Origin of the sequence: Burkholderia alba (genome assembly GCF_034721475.1) — a bacterium.
Lineage (GTDB): Bacteria > Pseudomonadota > Gammaproteobacteria > Burkholderiales > Burkholderiaceae > Burkholderia > Burkholderia alba.
The window spans coordinates 131,220-149,408 of the sequence record NZ_JAWJWL010000005.1 but is presented as its reverse complement, the minus strand read 5'-3'; the positions used below and the strand labels follow the sequence as shown (position 1 = coordinate 149,408).

The following is an 18,189-nucleotide window of genomic DNA, read 5'->3' as shown; positions in this document are numbered from 1 at the left end:
GGGCGGTTCGACGGCACACGTCCGGTCAGGCGGCTTCGGCCGCCGTGTGATCGTGTTCGTGCAGCGCGGCGGCGAGGCCCGGGATCCGGTAGAGATGCGACAAGGACTCCGCGACGTCGATCCACAGCGCGATCGGCGTCGATGCATCCGCGTCGCCGTGCCGGTCGAAGCGGCGGGATGCGACGCCGAGATGGCGCAGCATCCGCTCGATGGCCGGAGTCGTCACGGTGACGTAGCGCGTGATGCCCGATCGATGCGCATAAGAGAGCACGCTTGCGATCGACATCACGGTCGGATTCGAAAAACCGAACCGGCGCGACGCGGTTTCGTTGGCGAGCGCGAAGCGGCTCAACTCCCAGATGTCCGGAGCGTTCGGCGCGGGCTGATCCCCCAGCAGGTGCGTGAATGAATTCTTCAGCATGTACGGGCCTTGTGTGCTCAGGATGCGCCAGCAGCCGCACAGTTGGCCGTCGTCGGCGCGGACCGTCAGATATCGAGGCTCCAGCGCGTCGTAGCTGTCGACTTCCATGCCGTCGAACACATCGACATCCCAGTTCAGACGCTGTCTGAATACGCGGGCGCGCAGCCGAAATATCTCGTGAAGTTCATCCGGGCGAAATACGTCGCGATGCCCGATTTTGATCAGCGGTTTCATGCCAACTCCCGTTCAACAAAGGTGCGCCTATTCTTAGGGAGTGCAGTCGCGGCGAATACTAGAACATCTGATAGGGTCCGGCAGCGCAGCCCGATACATCGTCATACGACGACCCATCCCTCCATCAGGCTTTTGGCGATCGCTTGCTGACGATTTATTACGCCGAGTTTCTTGAGAATGTTTGAAACGTGAAAGTTGACGGTAGCCTCGGAGCAGACCAGGATCTTCGAGATTTCCCATGATGTCTTGCCGCTCGTCACCCATTTGAGACATTCCGATTCCCTGGGCGTCAGCGGCGATTTACACGATTTCTGGGTATCGGGCGGAATGAGTCCCAGCCCGGATTCGAACACCAGATCGCGGGTCAACGCCAGGGTGGAGACGCTCGCCAGCATGTCGGCGTGGCTGAGCCTGTAATCGGACGCAAAACTGAGCAGGCCGAATTCTCCTTTTGTACCGTGAATCGGCAGCGTGATGCCGACCTTCAAGCCAAACCCTGCGGCCTGTTCGTACAGAACGCATTCGTGGTGCGTGCGGAAATTCGCCTGGTTCCAAAGCAGGGGTTTCAGGTGATGCAGCGCATGGTTGACCGTAGGATCGACGAGATGAAGCTTGTCCTGCTGATACAGGTTGCGCCACGCCGGCGGGTAGTTGGTCAAAATCAGCGCATTTTCATAGTGGGTGGCCTTGCTCGATTTCAGTCCTAATAAAACCGATGTAAAACCATATTCTCTCGCGATCGAATGAAGCGCTTCGATCAGAGATTCGTTGCTGTCGCAGGCTGAAATTCTCTCAAGTTCATGAAGTGACTTCATTTAATTTGGATCTTGATGGCGGCCACGTCATGTTGATGTAACTTTGGCTGCGCAGGTTCTCGGAACGGCGATTGTCTCGGAATCTCGCTTTCGATTCAATCATTGCTATATGACAGCATTTTGTATCAGTGCGGCAGGTTCGGTGGCGATTTAAATCTTTGCTCACGTTTGAACAGCGGATAGCGTGGCTATTCGTCTGAGTAATGGCTTGCGCTTAATCCACGATATATGTCGTTGTCAAGTTGACTTGTTTCAATTTGAAAGCATCCGATGACGAATCGAAAGTATTTTGAAATGAATAAACGTCGTCGTTCTTCGTAAATGAACGTGAATTCCGACCATTCGACCATTCGACCATTCGGCAATTGGGTCGATGCGCGGCGACAGGGGCCGCCCGTTACTCGAGGGCGGTCTCTCGTCGGGATGACGCGTGCGTTGCGCGTCGACAGGGCGTCAACCGCGCGCTGAGTCGAGGAGCCAAAGCGGTGCTCGAACGAAACGAGAAATTCACCGAGCCTATCCGCGTCGGCCTCGCGGATTGTCGATACCGGTGCTCGCCCTGAGCATGAACCGCGATCACGCGGGATGCCCTCCGCGGCAATGATCGAGCCTGCTTCGGCGAGGCCGGTTGCACCATCGCGGCGCGCGGTCGGCTATCGAACCCTCATGACCGATGAGCCATTCAAATGAAACCGGATGTCGTCAATCGTTTGCAGTTCGTAATCATCTGTTTTAAAGTCGTCAGTCAATAATCTGACACATTGACGATAACAAGGAGACACGGATGAATCTGAAACGCTCGATTCGATCGTTGCATATGTTCGCATTCCTAATCATGGGCCTGTCGGGATGCGGAAACGACGACGGCACCAGCACCCGGCCGCCTGTCGACGGCGGTGCTTCGTCGTCGCTGCAGTTCAGGATAGACGAGGGCGGCCAGATCAATGCGTTCTTCCGGCAGGACCGGGTCGCCGCGCACCTGCTGGCGCGCTCGTCCGCGAAGCCGCGCCTGCTCGCGGTGTTTCCGGCCGGCAATAGCGGCACCGGCCTGTGGTTCGCCGACACCGCGCGGCCGGTGAACTGGACGCTCGACGCGCCCGTCGCGCCGGTGACGAACAAGGACGCGCTGGGCCGCGATCTGTACGGCATCGGCGCGGATCTTTCGGTCGATATCGACCGGCTTGCCGTGCGCGCGGCGGTGCTCAGCTCGGTGCGCTTCCTGCGCGACTACAACGGCGGCGCCGCGATTCCCGATGCGATCGGCGCGACGCCGACGATCGCCGGCAATACGGTGACCTGGGCGCGGCACCGCGTCGACGGCGCGCCGGGCTATGCGCTGCGCGTGTCGATGCGCGACGGCGGGCGCGTGTCGGCGGGCCCGGACGGCCAGCCGCTGTTCCAGGCCGCCTCCGGCGCATCGACGCTGCGTATGCACATGGAGGCGCTGAGCGGCGAGACGCCGTTGCGCGCGATCGCGAAGCCGGACCTGTTCACGTCGTTGGTCAATCCCGACGAGCGCAGCCAGAACGTGCTGGCCTTCCTGAGCTACGAGGACAAGCTGCTCGCCGGCTCGTGGCAATACGACACCTACTTCGGCCGCGACACGCTGGTGTCGCTGCGGATGCTGATGCCCGCGCTGCAGCCGGTGGCGATCGAGGCGGGCCTGAGCGCGGTGCTGGCCCGGCTGTCTCCGGAAGGCCGTGTCGCGCACGAGGAGGGCATCGGCGAATTCGCGCTGATCGACAACGGCAGGCACGGCCGGCAGAACGATCCGACGCCCGCCTACGACTACAAGATGATCGACGGCGATTACCTGCTCGCGCCGATCATGGCGGCCTGGCTGATCGACGATCCGCGCGGCCAGGCGCGCGCGGAGGCCTATCTCGCGGCGACCGGCGGCGACGGGCTGTCGAACGGCAGCCGGCTCGTGCGCAACCTGCTGCTGGTCGTCAACAGCGCGAGCGCGTTCGCGCAGCAGCAGAGCACCGCCAATCTGATCCGCCTGCGCAGCGGCGAGATCGTCGGCAACTGGCGCGACAGCACCGACGGCCTGGGCGGCGGCGTGTATCCGTACGACGTCAACGCGGTGCTGGTGCCCGCCGCATTGCGGGCGGCGAGCGGCTTCCTCGGCAAGGGGCTGCTCGACCCGTACCTCGATGCGCAGCAGCGCGCCACGCTCGCGGCGGCGGCCGGCGCCGCGAGCGTGTGGGAGGCGGCGGCGCCGCCGCTGTTCCAGGTCACGGTGCCCGCGGCGCAAGCCGGCGAGCGGCTGACCCGCTACGCGGCGCAGGCCGGCGTGCCGGCCGGGACGATGCCGAGCGCGCCGCTGTCGTTCTACGCGGTGTCGCTCGATGCGCAGGGCAAGCCGGTGGCGGTGATGAATTCCGACGGCGGCTTCGCGCTGCTGTTCGGCAGTCCGTCCGCCGACGTGCTCGAACGCATCGCGACCGACATGATGCGGCCGTTCCCCGCCGGACTCGCGACGGACATCGGGATGCTGGTCGCGAACCCGGTCTACGCGGACGAATCGCTGTGGCCGAAATTCTCCAGCTCCGCGTATCACGGCACGGTGGTGTGGTCATGGCAGCAGGCGCTGTGGGCGGCGGGCCTCGACCGCCAGTTGGCGCGCCAGGATCTGCCGGACGCGGTCCGTGCGCAGCTCGAGCAGACGCGCACGCGCCTGTGGGAAGTGATCGAGAACGCGAAGGACATGCGCGCGTCGGAGATGTGGACCTGGTCGTATGTGAACGGCGGCTACCGCGCCGATGCGTTCGGCACCCGCAGCACAGACGTCACCGAATCGAATGCCGCGCAGCTGTGGAGCACGACGTATCTCGCGATCCGCGATCCGAAGCAGCGCGCCGGACGATACTGGTGGTCGATGGAGCGGGGCGGGGCGCAAAGCTACGCGTCGCTCGGCGCCGGATCCTGACCGGCGAGGACGGCGTGCCGGATCCGGCACGCCGTCGCGCGTTCATCCGCGGCGGCGTCGGGGTGCGGCCCCGCCGCGCCGATTGAACGAGATTTGAACGATAGGCGGTTTTGCCTGTCTGTCTGAACGGCGCGGGGTGAGGCGCGCCGCGCCGCCCGATGCCGGTTCGCCGTCATTCCCTTCGCTTCATCCCATCCCGTTACGACGCGCCGGTCCGGCGCATGCCTTTCCATCCATCCTGTTGCGGCGTTCGCCGCGAGGTCAATTCAGACACGGACTTTCATGCAAGAACTTCTTTCCCATATTCATCCCGACCGCTGGACCTTCCTGTGGAACGCGCTCTCCACGTTCGCGATCAGCGCATGCACGAGCGCGCTGATCCTCGTGATCGGCTGGTGGATTTCGAAGCGCGCGGGCCGCTGGCTCAATCGCGCGTTGACCAATCAGGCGCGGATGGACGACACGCTGCGCCCGATCATCTGCGACGTCAGCGTGTGGAGCATCCGGATCGTCGCGATCGTCGGCGCGCTGTCGCAGCTCGGCATCCAGACCGCGAGCATCGTCGCGGTGCTCGGCGCCGCGGGTCTCGCGATCGGTCTCGCGCTGCAGGGGACGATGCAGAACATCGCGGCCGGGATCATGTTGCTGCTGCTGCGCCCGTTCAAGGTCGGCGACTACATCGACGGCGGCGGCGGAGCCGTCGCCGGGACGGTCGAGGAGGTCAGCCTGTTCACCACGCGGCTGACCAAGCCCGACGGCATTTGCGAATACGTGCCGAACAGCGCGCTGTGGAGCAATTCGATCCGCAACTACACGCGTAATCCGACCCGCCGGCTGGATCTCGAGGTGGAGGTGTCGATGCGCGACGACGTCAATCGCGCGATCGAGGCGCTGCGCCGGCTCGCCGCCGGTTACGCGCATGCGCTGCCCGATCCGGCACCGCAGGTGATGGTGATGCGCTTCGACGACAGCACCGCGGTGCTGAACGTGCGGGTCTGGTCGAAGACGGATGCGTTCTGGGACATGCGCTGGGATCTCGCGCGCCAGATGCGCAAGGCGCTCGACGACGCGCAGTGCGCGCTGCCGGTGCGCACGCGCGAGCTGCATATCGTGAAGGAGGCGGGCGGCGCGCACTGACGCGCGGTTCGTCGCGCCGGACGCCGTCGTCGAGGCGGCGCTCGGTACCCGATATCCGGAGCGAGCGCACGGCCGGGCGAGCCGCCGCGCGCACGACCGGTCAGCCGGCGGCCTTGCCCTTTTTGGCCGGCGTCCGGGCTTTCTTCGCCGGGGTCTTGGCGAGCGCGTCCGACGGCTTCGCGTTCGCCTGCTGGGTCACGGCCATGTGCTCGCGGATCAGCTCCGTCTGGAAGCGCGTGATGGTGTCGGGATCGGTGATCACGCACGCGGTGTTGTTCTGCGCCTTGTAGCCCTTGCCGCCCGGCGCCGGAACCTGGACGCCGCCGGTCGGGATCAGGAAGGTGCCCTCGCCCGATTGGGACCAGTTCGTCGACCCTTCCAGCGCGACTCGCCCGTCGGCGACGAAACCCTTGGTGTGCGTGATCTGATGCGTCGGCGATTCGCCGATCGCGAAATGCGTATTGAAGGCCGGCGCATTCTTCAACAGATCCTGATTGAGAATGCCGCGCTCCGTGAGGCCCTTGGCCTGGCTGCTGTCGAGCGTCACGAGCATCGTGACGGTCGGATCGACGGCGAGATCCATCAGGATGGCGTTGAGTTCCGGATCGTCGTAGCCGAACATGTTCAGATACAGCGACACGCTCACGCGCGACAGGATGTACTTGAGGATGTCGTGGACGTCGTCGCGCCCCACGTAGAAAAGATGGACATCCGCGCTGGCGTCGGTCGAGTAGGCGTGTTCGTAGGTGTACTGCGCGAGATCCGCGAGCGTGAACGTCTGCAGCGTTTTCGACGGATCGCTGATCACGTTCGATGCGCTGGTCCGGGTCTTCGTTTTGCTCGCCTTCTTCGATGTAGCCATCTGCACGCTCCGTGACAAGGGGATGACACTGGATGGAACGACCGGGGCCGCCCTTCGGCGACCCCGGCCACTCTGTCACGCGGCGAGGGGGCGGTCAAGGCGGTCGCGCGCAAGCTGACGGCGTGCTTTCCGGCGCATGACGGATGCCCCGCGAAGCGCGCGTCGTCCGTCATGCGTTGCCGGGCGGAACCCGCGCGCCGCAATTGCCGGCGACGGGCTGACCGTTCATCACCTTGCGGATGAACGGCAGCGAATCGACCCGCGACGCGTTGACGGTGCCGTCGTGCGTGAGGCCCGGATAGTCGTGCCATTCGACCGTCGCGCCGAGCGCGCGACGCCGTTTTCGTGCCTCGCCTACGCCGGTGCGATCGAACGATCCGGTCGCGGCCGGAGTGTGAAATGATCGCGGATCGACAATCGAAGAGGGCACACGCGATGACGCAATTGGCCGGCAAGGTGGTGTGGATTACCGGGGCATCCGGCGGAATCGGCGAGGGCCTCGCGCTGCGCGCCGCGAGCCGCGGCGCCAAACTGATCCTGTCGGCGCGCCGCGTCGACGCGTTGCAGCGGGTGCGCGCCGCCTGCCCGCGCCCGGAGGAGGTCGCGGTGCTCCCGCTGGATCTCGAAGCGCTCGACGATCCGCAGGCGGCCGTCCGGCAGGCCGAAGCCTGCTTCGGCCCGATCGACGTGCTGGTGAACAATGCGGGGTTGTCGCAGCGGACGCTGACGCTCGACACGGCCGTGCGGGACTACCGCCGCCTGATGGAGGTGGATTTCTTCGCGCCGGTGGCGTTGACCAAGGCGCTGCTGCCCGGGATGCTCGCGCGCGGCGGCGGTCACGTCGTGACGGTGAGCAGCGTGTTCGGGCATATCGCGATGGCGCGCCGTTCGGGCTATGCGGCGGCCAAGCATGCGCTGCACGGATTCTTCGACTGCGCGCGGATCGAACTCGGCGGGCAGGGCATCCGCTTCACGACGGCGTGCCCGGGCTTCGTCGCCACCGACGTGTCGGTCAATGCGCTCGGACCGGGCGGCCTGCCTTTCGGACAGGTCGATCCGGACATCGGGCGCGGCATGGACCCGGCCGCTTGCGCGGAACGCATCTGGCAGGCGGTGGAGCGCGACCGGCAGGAAGTGCTGATCGCCGGCCGCGAGCGCATCGCGGTGTATTTCAAGCGCTTTCTGCCGCTGCCGTGGTTTACCGCGTTTGCCAGACGTCTGAAGGTGAATTGAGCGCGGCGGCGCGTGGGTTCGGGTGCAAAGGTGATGGGACGCGGGTTCGCGACGGCGGAGGCGGGGTCGCTTGGCGCGTGGTTCCCCGCGTTTCGCGTTGCGCGTGCGGAGGGCGCGGCGGAGCAAGGCAAGGCAAGGCAAGGCAAGGCAAGGCAAGGCAAGGCAAGGCAAGGCAAGGCAAGGCAAGGCAAGGCAAGGCAAGGCAAGGCAAGGCAAGGCAAGGCAAGGCAAGGCAAGGCAAGGCAAGGCAAGGCAAGGCAAGGCAAGGCAAGGCAAGGCAAGGCAAGGCAAGGCAAGGCAAGGCAAGGCAAGGCAAGGCAAGGCAAGGCAAGGCAAGGCAAGGCAAGGCAAGGCAAGGCAAGGCAAGGCAAGGCAAGGCAAGGCAAGGCAAGGCAAGGCAAGGCAAGGCAAGGCAAGGCAAGGCAAGGCAAGGCAAGGCAAGGCAAGGCAAGGCAAGGCAAGGCAAGGCAAGGCAAGGCAAGGCAAGGCAAGGCAAGGCAAGGCAAGGCAAGGCAAGGCAAGGCAAGGCAAGGCAAGGCAAGGCAAGGCAAGGCAAGGCAAGGCAAGGCAAGGCAAGGCAAGGCAAGGCAAGGCAAGGCAAGGCAAGGCAAGGCAAGGCAAGGCAAGGCAAGGCAAGGCAAGGCAAGGCAAGGCAAGGCAAGGCAAGGCAAGGCAAGGCAAGGCAAGGCAAGGCAAGGCAAGGCAAGGCAAGGCAAGGCAAGGCAAGGCAAGGCAAGGCAAGGCAAGGCAAGGCAAGGCAAGGCAAGGCAAGGCAAGGCAAGGCAAGGCAAGGCAAGGCAAGGCAAGGCAAGGCAAGGCAAGGCAAGGCAAGGCAAGGCAAGGCAAGGCAAGGCAAGGCAAGGCAAGGCAAGGCAAGGCAAGGCAAGGCAAGGCAAGGCAAGGCAAGGCAAGGCAAGGCAAGGCAAGGCAAGGCAAGGCAAGGCAAGGCAAGGCAAGGCAAGGCAAGGCAAGGCAAGGCAAGGGATGTGGACCGGGGCAGTCCGCCGGCGTTCCGGCTCATCACGGATGAGGGGCTGTCCACCGTGTTGTTCCCGGAGCATTCCGCCATGCCCGCCGCCGGTTTCTCCCGGGGGCAGTACCCGATGATGAGCAAACGCTCGAACGCGCCGGCTGATCGTCGCCGGGCGGCCAAACGCCTGAGCGTCGCGGCTCGCCGTTGGCTGATATCCGGCATCGGCCGTCCCGCCGTACCCGGCCCGGGTTTATCCCCGGTCCGGGCGCGAGCCGCCGACGTGGCGCGGCTCGCGCCCGACCCCTACGTATTCTTACGTACCTGCAATACGTAGTAATCCGCTTGTTAGCACCGCGCCGAAAGCGAACAATACCCGGCCATCGCTTCGCTCGATCGAAGCGGGACACTTGCCTTCATCGAGCGCGGCCGAGCGCCGCGCCCATTTCAATAAATAGACAGGAGACGCCATGAATCGGGCTTCCGGATTTCTGCTCTGGACGGCGGTCGCGCTGCTCGGCGCGTTCGCGTTCGGCACGATCGCGCTGGGCCACGGCGAACGGGTCAGCGCGCTGTGGATCGTGATCGCCGCCGTGTGCGTGTACTTGATCGCCTATCGCTTCTACAGCCGCTTCATCGCCAGCAAGGTCGTGCAGCTCGACGGCCTGCGGATGACGCCCGCCGTCAAGTACAACGACGGGCTCGACTACGTGCCGACCAACAAGTACGTGCTGTTCGGCCATCACTTCGCCGCGATCGCCGGCGCCGGGCCGCTGGTCGGTCCCGTGCTCGCCGCGCAGATGGGCTATGCGCCCGGCATGCTGTGGATTCTCGCGGGCGTCGTGTTCGCGGGCGCGGTGCAGGACTTCATCGTGCTGTTCATCTCGTCGCGCCGCGACGGCCGCTCGCTCGGCGATCTCGTGAAGATGGAGCTTGGCACGGTGCCCGGCGTGATCGCGCTGTTCGGCGCGTTCCTGATCATGGTGATCATTCTCGCGGTGCTCGCGCTGATCGTCGTGAAGGCGCTGACGAATTCGCCGTGGGGCACCTTCACCGTCGCGGCGACGATTCCGATCGCGCTGTTCATGGGCGTCTACACACGCTACATCCGCCCGGGCCGGATCGGCGAAGTGTCGATCATCGGCTTCATCGGGCTGATGGCGGCGATTTCCTACGGACAAGTCGTGCACGATTCGCCGACGCTCGCCGCGTGGTTCACGTTCAGCGGCACGCAGCTCACGTGGATCCTGATCGGCTACGGTTTCGTCGCGTCGGTGCTGCCGGTGTGGCTGCTGCTCGCGCCGCGCGACTACCTGTCGACCTTCCTCAAGATCGGCACCATCCTCGGTCTCGCGATCGGCATCCTGATCGTCGCGCCGGAACTGAAGATGCCCGCGCTGACGAAGTTCGTCGACGGCACCGGCCCGGTGTGGTCGGGCAACCTGTTCCCGTTCCTGTTCATCACGATCGCCTGCGGCGCGGTGTCGGGCTTCCATGCGCTGATCGCGTCGGGCACGACGCCCAAGCTGCTCGACAACGAAACCAACGCGCGGATGATCGGCTACGGCGCGATGCTGATGGAATCGTTCGTCGCGATCATGGCGTTGGTCGCCGCGTGCGTGATCGAGCCGGGCATCTACTTCGCGATGAACGCGCCCGCCGCCGTGCTCGGCACGACGCCCGAGGCGGTCGCGCAGACGGTCACGCAGTGGGGCTTCGTGCTGACGCCCGAGATGCTGACGGAAACGGCCAAGGCGGTGGGCGAGACGACCATCATCTCGCGTGCCGGCGGCGCGCCGACGCTCGCGGTCGGGATGGCGCACATCCTGCACCAGGTGATCGGCGGCCCGGCGATGATGGCCTTCTGGTACCACTTCGCGATCCTGTTCGAGGCGCTGTTCATCCTGACGGCGGTGGATGCCGGGACGCGCGCGGGCCGCTTCATGCTGCAGGATCTGCTGGGCACGTTCCATCCGGCGCTGAAGCGCACCGAGTCGCTGCCCGCGAATCTGGTCGCGACCGGGCTGTGCGTCGCGGCCTGGGGCTATTTCCTCTATCAGGGCGTGGTCGATCCGCTCGGCGGCATCAACACGCTGTGGCCGCTGTTCGGCATCTCGAACCAGATGCTGGCCGCGATCGCGCTGGTGCTGGGCACGGTGGTGCTGTTCAAGATGAAGCGCGAGCGCTACGCGTGGGTGACGATCGTGCCGACCGTGTGGCTGCTGATCTGCACGCTGACGGCCGGCTGGCAGAAGATCTTCGACGCGAATCCGAAGGTCAGCTTCCTCGCGCACGCGGCGAAGCTGCAGGCGGCGGTGGACGAGGGCAAGGTGCTCGCGCCCGCGAAGTCGATCGCGCAGATGAAGCGGATCATCTTCAACGACTACATCGACGCGGCGCTGGCGGGGCTCTTCATCCTGGTGGTGCTGAGCATCGCGGTGTACGGCGTGCTGGCGGTGCTGCGCGCGCGGCGCGAGGCGAAGCCGACGTCGCGCGAGACGCCGTTCGAGCCGATGCCGGCCGGGCAGGCGCTCGGCAGCGGCCGGTAACGGAGGCGGCGATGTTCTCCGATCTCGGCGGCGAACTGCGGACGGCGGGCCGGTATCTCGGGCAGGCGCTGCGTTTGATGGTCGGCGTGCCCGACTACGATACGTACGTCGCGCATATGCGGGCGACACATCCGGAGCGCGACGTGATGACCTACGAGGAATTCTTCCGCGAACGCCAGAACGCGCGGTACGGGTCGGGCGCGGGAAAGTGCTGCTGATCCGGCCGATCCGCCTCGCGCGGTGATCCGCGACCAACGCCGTGACCCGAGGTCACGGCGTTTTTTATCCGGCGGGAACGGATGCGCGGCCGTTTCCGGGCATTCGTTCGTCCTTGCCCGGCATCGTCCCGGGGGCGGGTGTCCTGCGCGCTGCACGCAGGTTTGGCGAGCGTCGGCGGGCAGGCGCCGCAAGCCGGCGCGAAACGCCTGTACCATGCGATTCACCCGGGTCGGGCGACCCGCGCAGCGCGAGCCCGGCTTGGTCTCAATCGACCCTGTCGACCCACTTCCGGATCGTTCCTATGATCGAAGATCGCTACATCGCGCGGCTGCAGCGGCTGGCCGTTGACGGCCGGCGCCGCATTCTCGGGCTGGTCGGTGCGCCGGGCGCCGGCAAATCGACGCTCGCGCAGGCCTTGCTCGACGCGCTGCCGGGCCGCGCGGTGGTCGTGCCCATGGACGGCTTCCATCTGGCGAACCTCGAACTCGCCCGCCTGGGCCGGGCCGCCCGCAAGGGCGCCGAGGATACGTTCGACAGCGCCGGATACGTGGCGCTGCTGGCCCGGCTGCGCGCGCAGCCCGACGACGAAGTGATCTACGCGCCGGCCTTCCGTCGAGAAATCGAGGAGCCGGTGGCCGGCGCGATCCCCGTGATGCCGGATCTGCCGCTCGTCATCACCGAAGGCAACTATCTGCTGCTGGAGCGCGGCCATTGGAAGGCCGTTCGTCCGCTGCTCGACGAGGTCTGGTATGTCGACGTCGATCCGGCGCTGCGCAGGCAGCGGCTGGTTGCCCGCCACATGCTGTTCGGTCGCGACGAGGCGGCCGCCAGGCACTGGGTCCGGGAAACCGACGAAGCCAACGCGGCGCTGATCGAGTCCACGCGCGCGCGGGCCGATCTCGTGTTCGAGTGGCCGCCGTCGGCGGGCTGATGCGCGCCGGGCGCGGGTCGCCCGAGTGCCGATCGTGCGCGAGCGACGCAGCGCGCCGGCCGTCGGTCCGTGCCGGTCCGACGTGACTCGATGCCGGAGGGCGCATGACGCCCGGGACGCAGCCGGCTCCGCTCCCGATCGCTTGCGAACGCGCCGGATTCCGGGCATCCGATCGGCTAAGATGTGCGCCCCGACTCAACGGAGTGTTCCAGTGATTCAACCGAGCAACGTATTCAAGGACAACCTCGCCCACCTGCCCGCCATCGACGGTATCGAGCGCATCGATCTGGTCGACGGCGGCGGCACCGTGGTGGCGAGCATCGCGAACGCGCCGGGCAAGCAGGGCTCGCTGGCGGTTTATCACTATCTGCGGCAGGCGTTCGGGACGCTGGACGCCAGGGCGGCCGAGCATGGCCTCGCGGTGTTCGGCGAGCATACCGCCGACGCGCGCAATCGTCCGGGCGCGCATCCGAACGTCGATCGCCTGCTGGCGATCGCGGCAGGCGGAGAAGCGCTGCGCATCGACGTCGTCGCTGCCGCCTGAGCGCCCTTCGCGGCGCCGCGCATGCCGGCGGACGATTGCGATACCGTGCGCGCTCCCGCGCGCCCTCAACCGCGCCGGGTTCGCGTGCTCAAGCTGCGCCGATGCGTCGGCGCGGGCCGCGCCTTCTCCAGGCCGATGCGGCGCAAGCAGCGGGCGGCGCGGGCCACGCGACGCGCCGGCGGGGCCGGTATCATGTGCCATTTGCCGTAACGAACCCGAGCGGGAGGACAACGTCGTGCATGTCGGAGAGCGTTTCAACAGCATTACCCACCTCGTCGGCGCGGTCATGTCGGTGGCGGGGTTGGCAACGCTCGTGACGATGGGTGCGCTCGAAGGCGATGCTTACAAGGTCGTGAGTTTCAGCGTATACGGCGCGATGCTGTTCCTGCTCTACGCGATCTCGACGCTTTACCACAGCGTGCGCCGTCCGCGCCTGAAAGCGATCCTGCAGAAATGCGACCATTCGGCGATCTACCTGCTGATCGCCGGCAGCTATACCCCGTTCACGCTCGTCACGCTGCGCGGACCGTGGGGTTGGTCGCTGTTCGGCGTGAGCTGGGGGCTCGCCGCGCTGGGCATCGCGCAGGAACTGACGCTCGGGCGCCGCACCCGCGCGGTGTCGATGGCGCTGTACGTGCTGATGGGATGGCTGGCGCTGGTGGCCGTCCGTCCGCTGATCGCCGCGCTGCCTGTCGAGGGCACCGCGTGGCTCGTGGCGGGCGGCGTCATCTATAGCGTGGGCATTTACTTTTTCATCAACGACGAACGCATCCGCCACGGGCACGGTATCTGGCATCTGTTCGTGCTGGCGGGCAGCCTGTGCCAGTTCGTCAGCGTCGCGCGCTACGTCGCGTGACGCCGTTCGGCGCGCGAGGCCGCCGAGCCTGAACGCACGCCCGGCCGCGGCGCTACTGCGGCCCGGTTCGCGCGCGGCGCGGAACCGTCATTCCAGTCCGGCGAGGTTCAGCTCATACGAGCGGCCGATCCATGCGGCCGAGTCGCGATGGTCGCGCAGGTCGTCGCCGGTGTTCGGATGCAGGAATACGTCGAGCTCGCCGTGATTCAGCACGAGCCAGGGCACGATTTCGGCGAAGTGGGCCGGGTCGAACGCGAGCTGATAGGACCAGGCGGGATGCGGTCCCACGGGCTGTTCGTGGAAGCGGCCGAGCTGCAGCAGCGTGCCGAAGCGCTGGTCGACCGTCTGGCGAAATGCCCATGCCAGGTCGCGGCGGGACGCGTCGAAGTAGATGTGGGCGTGCCAGCTGGTGATGGCGGTCGTGTCGAGGAGGGTCATGGCAATGATCGAGAAGAACGTGCCCGTAGCGCACCGGGAACGTCGTAGCGTACCTGACGCCCGAGCCGTTCGCCAGCGCGCCCGAAGCGGCTCGACACGTTTGATCCGGTGCTCCGGTGTCGACGGAGGCAAGGCGCGCATCGGAAGAGAGGGGGTCCTCCGGTCGCGGCAGCCGTCGGGATCGAATCCCGGTGGCGGCCGATCGCGCGGATCGCCGCCCGGCGGACCGGAACCGGATGGATGCCGACCGGGACGGGTCGCTTGAGTCGACGCGGAGCGAGGCTCGGGCTGCGTCGGTCCGCCAGGCGACCGGAGCGTGCGCATCCGGCTGTCGTGGCGCCTTGAAAAGGCTTTACTCTCCTACCTTTGCGGCAGGCCTGCCTGCTGTCTGACGCCTCAATCCAATCAAGCAATGAACATGAAGGTGCTCACCTTTTCCGGTCGTCCCGGTTTTCACGTTGGCGCGCGCGTTGCCGCAATGCTCTTCTGCGCCGTCGCGGCATGGCAATCCGTATCCGCGCGGGCGGCCGATCTCGCCGCCCACGCCGCACCGGCATCCGCTGCTGCGGCAGCGGCCCGCTCGTCCGGCGTATCCGGCGTATCCGGCGTATCCGGCGTATCCGGCGTACCCGGCGTACCCGGCGTACCCGGCGTACCCGGCGTACCCGGCGTACCCGGCGTACCCGGCGTATCCGGCGTATCCGGCGTATCCGGCGTATCCGGCGTATCCGGCGTATCCGGCGTATCCGGCGTATCCGGCGTATCCGGCGTATCCGGCGTATCCGGCGTATCCGGCGTATCCGGCGTATCCGGCGTATCCGGCGTATCCGGCGTATCCGGCGTATCCGGCGTATCCGGCGTATCCGGCGTATCCGGCGTATCCGGCGTATCCGGCGTATCCGGCGTATCCGGCGTATCCGGCGTATCCGGCGTATCCGGCGTATCCGGCGTATCCGGCGTATCCGGCGTATCCGGCGTATCCGGCGTATCCGGCGTATCCGGCGTATCCGGCGTATCCGGCGTATCCGGCGTATCCGGCGTATCCGGCGTATCCGGCGTATCCGGCGTATCCGGCGTATCCGGCGTATCCGGCGTATCCGGCGTATCCGGCGTATCCGGCGTATCCGGCGTATCCGGCGTATCCGGCGTATCCGGCGTATCCGGCGTATCCGGCGTATCCGGCGTATCCGGCGTATCCGGCGTATCCGGCGTATCCGGCGTATCCGGCGTATCCGGCGTATCCGGCGTATCCGGCGTATCCGGCGTATCCGGCGTATCCGGCGTATCCGGCGTATCCGGCGTATCCGGCGTATCCGGCGTATCCGGCGTATCCGGCGTATCCGGCGTATCCGGCGTATCCGGCGTATCCGGCGTATCCGGCGTATCCGGCGTATCCGGCGTATCCGGCGTATCCGGCGTATCCGGCGTATCCGGCGTATCCGGCGTATCCGGCGTATCCGGCGTATCCGGCGTATCCGGCGTATCCGGCGTATCCGGCGTATCCGGCGTATCCGGCGTATCCGGCGTATCCGGCGTATCCGGCGTATCCGGCGTATCCGGCGTATCCGGCGTATCCGGCGTATCCGGCGTATCCGGCGTATCCGGCGTATCCGGCGTATCCGGCGTATCCGGCGTATCCGGCGTATCCGGCGTATCCGGCACATCCGGCACATCCGGCCAGGCGCCGTCCGCGCCGAGCCCGTCCTGCACGGCGGACGGTGGCCCGGGCGGACGGCCGTCGATCGGCCTGGTGCTGTCGGGCGGCGGCGCGCGTGGCTACGCCCACCTTGGCGTGCTGAAGGTGCTCGAAGCACATCGCATTCCGATCGACTGCATCGCCGCCACCAGCATGGGCGCGGTCGTCGGCGGCCTCTACGCGAGCGGGATGACGGCGGAGGAGATGGAAAGGAAGCTGTCGCACGTGAACCTTGCCGACATCGCGTTCGACGTGACCGACCGCGCCGACCTTCCGCAGACTCGGCGCGAGGATGAGCAGCTGTATGCGACCGGCTTGACGATCGGCTTCGGCTCGAAGGGCTTCAAGGCGCCCGCCGGACTCGTGCAGGGCAACCGCCTGCAGGCGCTGCTGGCGAGCTGGACGGCCGCCGTGCCGACCAACCAGCCGTTCGACCAGTTGCCGATCCCGTACCGCGCGATCGCCACCGACCTGCAGACCGGCCAGATGGTCGTGCTCGACCACGGTTCGCTGCCGCTCGCGATTCACGCGAGCATGGCGCTGCCGGGCCTGTTCGCGCCGGCCGAAATCGACGGCCGCACGCTGGTGGACGGCGGCCTCGTCTCCAACCTGCCGGTCGACACCGCGCGCGCGATGGGCGCGAACGTCGTCATCGCCGTGGACATCGGTTCGCAACTGAGGCCGCTCAACGCGCTCGCGTCGCCCGCCGACGTGATGCAGCAGATGATCGGCATTCTGATCCGGCAGAACGTGTCGAGCCAGCGCAAGCAGCTTACGTCGCGCGACGTGCTGCTCCAGCCGGCGCTCGGTTCGCTGAGCTTCACGGATTTCCAGACCGCCAGCCAGGCGATCGAAGCCGGCGCGGCGGCGGCCACCGCCGCACTGCCGAAGCTCGAGCAGTATGCGCTGACGCCCGAACAGTACGCCGCGTACCGCGCGTCTCATACCGAGCCGCCGCCTCAGCCGCTGCATATCACGTCGATCGACATCCGGATGAACGGGCCGGTGCCGAAAAAAATCGTCAGCAACGCACTGCACGTTCGGCCGGGCGACGTCTACGATCCGCAGGCGGTGAGCCAGGATCTGCTCGCGTTGACGACGAGCGGCAACTTCGAGAGCGTCACGCAGCAGGTGGTCAGCGATGGCGACGCGCACACGCTCGTGATCGATGCGCGCGAGAAATACTGGGGGCCGAACTTCCTGCTGTTCGGCCTCGGCATGTCGAGCAGTTCGAGCGACGAAGGCGGCTTCCGCCTGCACGTCGGCTACCGGCGGCCGTGGCTCACGCAATCGGGGCTCGAGTTCCGCGCCGACACCACGCTCGGCAGCGATCTGCAGTCCGGACACCTCGAACTGCGCCAGCCGCTGTCCGACAAGGTCGGCTTGTACATCGCGCCTTACGTGGAAGCCGAGCGGCGCTACGCGAATCTCTACGACGAGAGCGGGGAAAACAAGCAGAATCAATACCGTTTGCTGACACAGCGGGCGGGTATCGATTTCGGCGTGCCGATCGGGCGCCTCGGCGATTTCCGTATCGGGCTCGCCTATACGCGTGGAACGGGCTCGCCCAATTACCAGAGTCCGATTGACGAGGTGGGTAGCGATCTGAACAATATCCTCACGACGTCGCTTCCGAGTCTTTCCTCGCAGGCGCTGAGTGTCCGCGCGCGACTGGTGATCGATCAGCTCGACGATCACCTGTTCCCGCGCAAGGGCTATTACACGGAGTTCCAGGTTGAACGGTCGCTGGCCACGAGCACGCGTGATACCGGTGTGGACGATCCCGACATCGACCGCACGCCGTACACCACGGCGCGCGGCAAGGCGATGATCGCTCAGCAGTTCGGGCGGCACAGCTTCAGCGCCGGCGTGGAGGCCGGCAAGAGCTTCGGCGGACGCACCATCTTCAACGCGTTCGACTTCACGCTGGGTGGCTTCCAGCATCTGGCCGCCTATGCGGCCGACCAGTTGAACGGCGATGCGCTCGTCTACGGGCAGATCACCTACATGAACCAGTTGATGACGTTCAATGCGTCGCCGATCAAGGCGCTGTACCTTGGCGCGAGCGCGGAAGTCGGCAACGTCTGGTCCGACAGTGTCCGGGTGGGCGGCGGCGCGCTCAAGCAGAGCTATACGCTCTTCACCAGCCTCACGACATCGTTCGGGCCGCTGTATATCGGTGTCGCGCTCGCGCCGGGCGGCCGCCGCAACCTGTACTTCCAGCTTGGGCGCACGTATTGACGGCGGCGGGGATGGCGGGAAATTTCGTCTCGGGCACCCGGCGTCGGGCGTTGGGGGATGAAGAACCCGCTGTCCGAAGCGGATGAATGCGAGCGTGATCGAATCCGGTCG

General features: G+C 66.3%; 15 protein-coding genes and 1 pseudogene. 10 read left to right on the top strand and 6 right to left on the bottom strand.

What is annotated here, in order from left to right; all coding sequences use genetic code 11:
- Positions 1–25 precede the first annotated feature (25 nt).
- Together RZR99_RS07265 and RZR99_RS07260 are read right to left on the bottom strand one after the other, a co-directional pair.
- Positions 26–655: an acyl-homoserine-lactone synthase gene (locus RZR99_RS07265; protein WP_323119068.1), complete on the bottom strand. Its 630-nt coding sequence runs from the start codon at positions 653–655 to the stop codon at positions 26–28.
- A 101-nt stretch (positions 656–756) separates the two neighbouring features.
- Positions 757–1,470 (bottom strand): LuxR family transcriptional regulator, encoded by a 714-nt coding sequence (locus RZR99_RS07260; RefSeq protein ID WP_323119067.1) that lies wholly within the window; start codon positions 1,468–1,470, stop codon positions 757–759.
- Positions 1,471–2,254: 784 nt separating this feature from the next.
- Here RZR99_RS07260 and RZR99_RS07255 point away from each other — a divergent pair.
- Both RZR99_RS07255 and RZR99_RS07250 read left to right on the top strand, forming a co-directional pair.
- The gene (locus tag RZR99_RS07255) at positions 2,255–4,402 is read left to right on the top strand and encodes a glucosidase family protein (protein ID WP_407655414.1); all 2,148 of its coding nucleotides are present in this window, start codon (positions 2,255–2,257) and stop codon (positions 4,400–4,402) included.
- 282 nt (positions 4,403–4,684) lie between these two features.
- Positions 4,685–5,539, top strand: a complete 855-nt coding sequence (locus RZR99_RS07250; protein ID WP_323119065.1) for a mechanosensitive ion channel family protein — start codon at positions 4,685–4,687, stop codon at positions 5,537–5,539.
- Between the two features lie 100 nt (positions 5,540–5,639).
- On the opposite strand, the gene RZR99_RS07245 is transcribed toward RZR99_RS07250, so the two are convergent.
- Together RZR99_RS07245 and RZR99_RS07240 are read right to left on the bottom strand one after the other, a co-directional pair.
- Entirely contained in the window at positions 5,640–6,401 is a 762-nt protein-coding gene (locus tag RZR99_RS07245; RefSeq protein ID WP_323119064.1) for a phospholipase D-like domain-containing protein, read from the bottom strand.
- Positions 6,402–6,570: 169 nt separating this feature from the next.
- Positions 6,571–6,831, bottom strand: coding sequence for a hypothetical protein (locus RZR99_RS07240; RefSeq protein ID WP_323119063.1), 261 nt, complete (start codon positions 6,829–6,831; stop codon positions 6,571–6,573).
- Between the two features lie 5 nt (positions 6,832–6,836).
- Between RZR99_RS07240 and RZR99_RS07235 the strand changes: the two genes are divergently transcribed.
- The 7 genes from RZR99_RS07235 (at position 6,837) to trhA (ending at position 13,703) form a co-directional block, all read left to right on the top strand.
- Positions 6,837–7,634: an SDR family oxidoreductase gene (locus RZR99_RS07235; RefSeq protein WP_323119062.1), complete on the top strand. Its 798-nt coding sequence runs from the start codon at positions 6,837–6,839 to the stop codon at positions 7,632–7,634.
- A gap of 70 nt (positions 7,635–7,704) precedes the next feature.
- Positions 7,705–8,664: a hypothetical protein gene (locus RZR99_RS07230; protein WP_323119061.1), complete on the top strand. Its 960-nt coding sequence runs from the start codon at positions 7,705–7,707 to the stop codon at positions 8,662–8,664.
- Between the two features lie 410 nt (positions 8,665–9,074).
- A complete protein-coding gene (locus RZR99_RS07225; protein WP_323119060.1) occupies positions 9,075–11,153 on the top strand; it encodes a carbon starvation CstA family protein in 2,079 nt (692 codons plus the stop codon).
- Positions 11,154–11,164: 11 nt separating this feature from the next.
- Positions 11,165–11,371 carry a YbdD/YjiX family protein gene (locus tag RZR99_RS07220; RefSeq protein WP_323119059.1) on the top strand — a complete coding sequence of 69 codons (207 nt, stop codon included), beginning with the start codon at positions 11,165–11,167 and terminating at the stop codon, positions 11,369–11,371.
- A 302-nt stretch (positions 11,372–11,673) separates the two neighbouring features.
- Complete coding sequence (locus RZR99_RS07215) at positions 11,674–12,303, top strand: nucleoside/nucleotide kinase family protein (RefSeq protein WP_323119058.1); 630 nt, start codon at positions 11,674–11,676, stop codon at positions 12,301–12,303.
- A 211-nt stretch (positions 12,304–12,514) separates the two neighbouring features.
- Positions 12,515–12,847 (top strand): DUF2322 family protein, encoded by a 333-nt coding sequence (locus RZR99_RS07210; RefSeq protein ID WP_323119057.1) that lies wholly within the window; start codon positions 12,515–12,517, stop codon positions 12,845–12,847.
- A gap of 235 nt (positions 12,848–13,082) precedes the next feature.
- Positions 13,083–13,703 carry a PAQR family membrane homeostasis protein TrhA gene (gene trhA / locus RZR99_RS07205; protein WP_323119056.1) on the top strand — a complete coding sequence of 207 codons (621 nt, stop codon included), beginning with the start codon at positions 13,083–13,085 and terminating at the stop codon, positions 13,701–13,703.
- Positions 13,704–13,790: 87 nt separating this feature from the next.
- Here the strand turns inward: trhA and RZR99_RS07200 are convergent, their stop codons facing one another.
- The gene (locus tag RZR99_RS07200) at positions 13,791–14,141 is read right to left on the bottom strand and encodes a DOPA 4,5-dioxygenase family protein (RefSeq protein ID WP_323119055.1); all 351 of its coding nucleotides are present in this window, start codon (positions 14,139–14,141) and stop codon (positions 13,791–13,793) included.
- Between the two features lie 453 nt (positions 14,142–14,594).
- On the bottom strand, positions 14,595–15,851 hold the full coding sequence (locus RZR99_RS07195; protein ID WP_323119210.1) for a hypothetical protein: 1,257 nt from the start codon (positions 15,849–15,851) through the stop codon (positions 14,595–14,597).
- On the opposite strand from RZR99_RS07195, the pseudogene RZR99_RS07190 reads away from it, so the two are divergent.
- Positions 15,841–18,078, top strand: a pseudogene (locus RZR99_RS07190) (patatin-like phospholipase family protein); the annotation flags it as partial. The gene RZR99_RS07195 and the pseudogene RZR99_RS07190 sit on opposite strands and share 11 nt — an antisense overlap.
- Positions 18,079–18,189: the final 111 nt, after the last annotated feature.

What these genes read in the sequence shown, in the direction of transcription:
- RZR99_RS07220 (WP_323119059.1), top strand. Translation starts at nt 11,165, where the DNA reads ATGTTCTCCGATCTCGGCGGCGAACTGCGGACGGCGGGCCGGTATCTC.
- RZR99_RS07250 (WP_323119065.1), top strand. Translation starts at nt 4,685, where the DNA reads ATGCAAGAACTTCTTTCCCATATTCATCCCGACCGCTGGACCTTCCTG.
- RZR99_RS07245 (WP_323119064.1), bottom strand. Translation starts at nt 6,401, where the DNA reads ATGGCTACATCGAAGAAGGCGAGCAAAACGAAGACCCGGACCAGCGCA.
- RZR99_RS07200 (WP_323119055.1), bottom strand. Translation starts at nt 14,141, where the DNA reads ATGACCCTCCTCGACACGACCGCCATCACCAGCTGGCACGCCCACATC.
- RZR99_RS07265 (WP_323119068.1), bottom strand. Translation starts at nt 655, where the DNA reads ATGAAACCGCTGATCAAAATCGGGCATCGCGACGTATTTCGCCCGGAT.
- RZR99_RS07260 (WP_323119067.1), bottom strand. Translation starts at nt 1,470, where the DNA reads ATGAAGTCACTTCATGAACTTGAGAGAATTTCAGCCTGCGACAGCAAC.
- RZR99_RS07215 (WP_323119058.1), top strand. Translation starts at nt 11,674, where the DNA reads ATGATCGAAGATCGCTACATCGCGCGGCTGCAGCGGCTGGCCGTTGAC.
- RZR99_RS07255 (WP_407655414.1), top strand. Translation starts at nt 2,255, where the DNA reads ATGAATCTGAAACGCTCGATTCGATCGTTGCATATGTTCGCATTCCTA.
- RZR99_RS07225 (WP_323119060.1), top strand. Translation starts at nt 9,075, where the DNA reads ATGAATCGGGCTTCCGGATTTCTGCTCTGGACGGCGGTCGCGCTGCTC.
- RZR99_RS07235 (WP_323119062.1), top strand. Translation starts at nt 6,837, where the DNA reads ATGACGCAATTGGCCGGCAAGGTGGTGTGGATTACCGGGGCATCCGGC.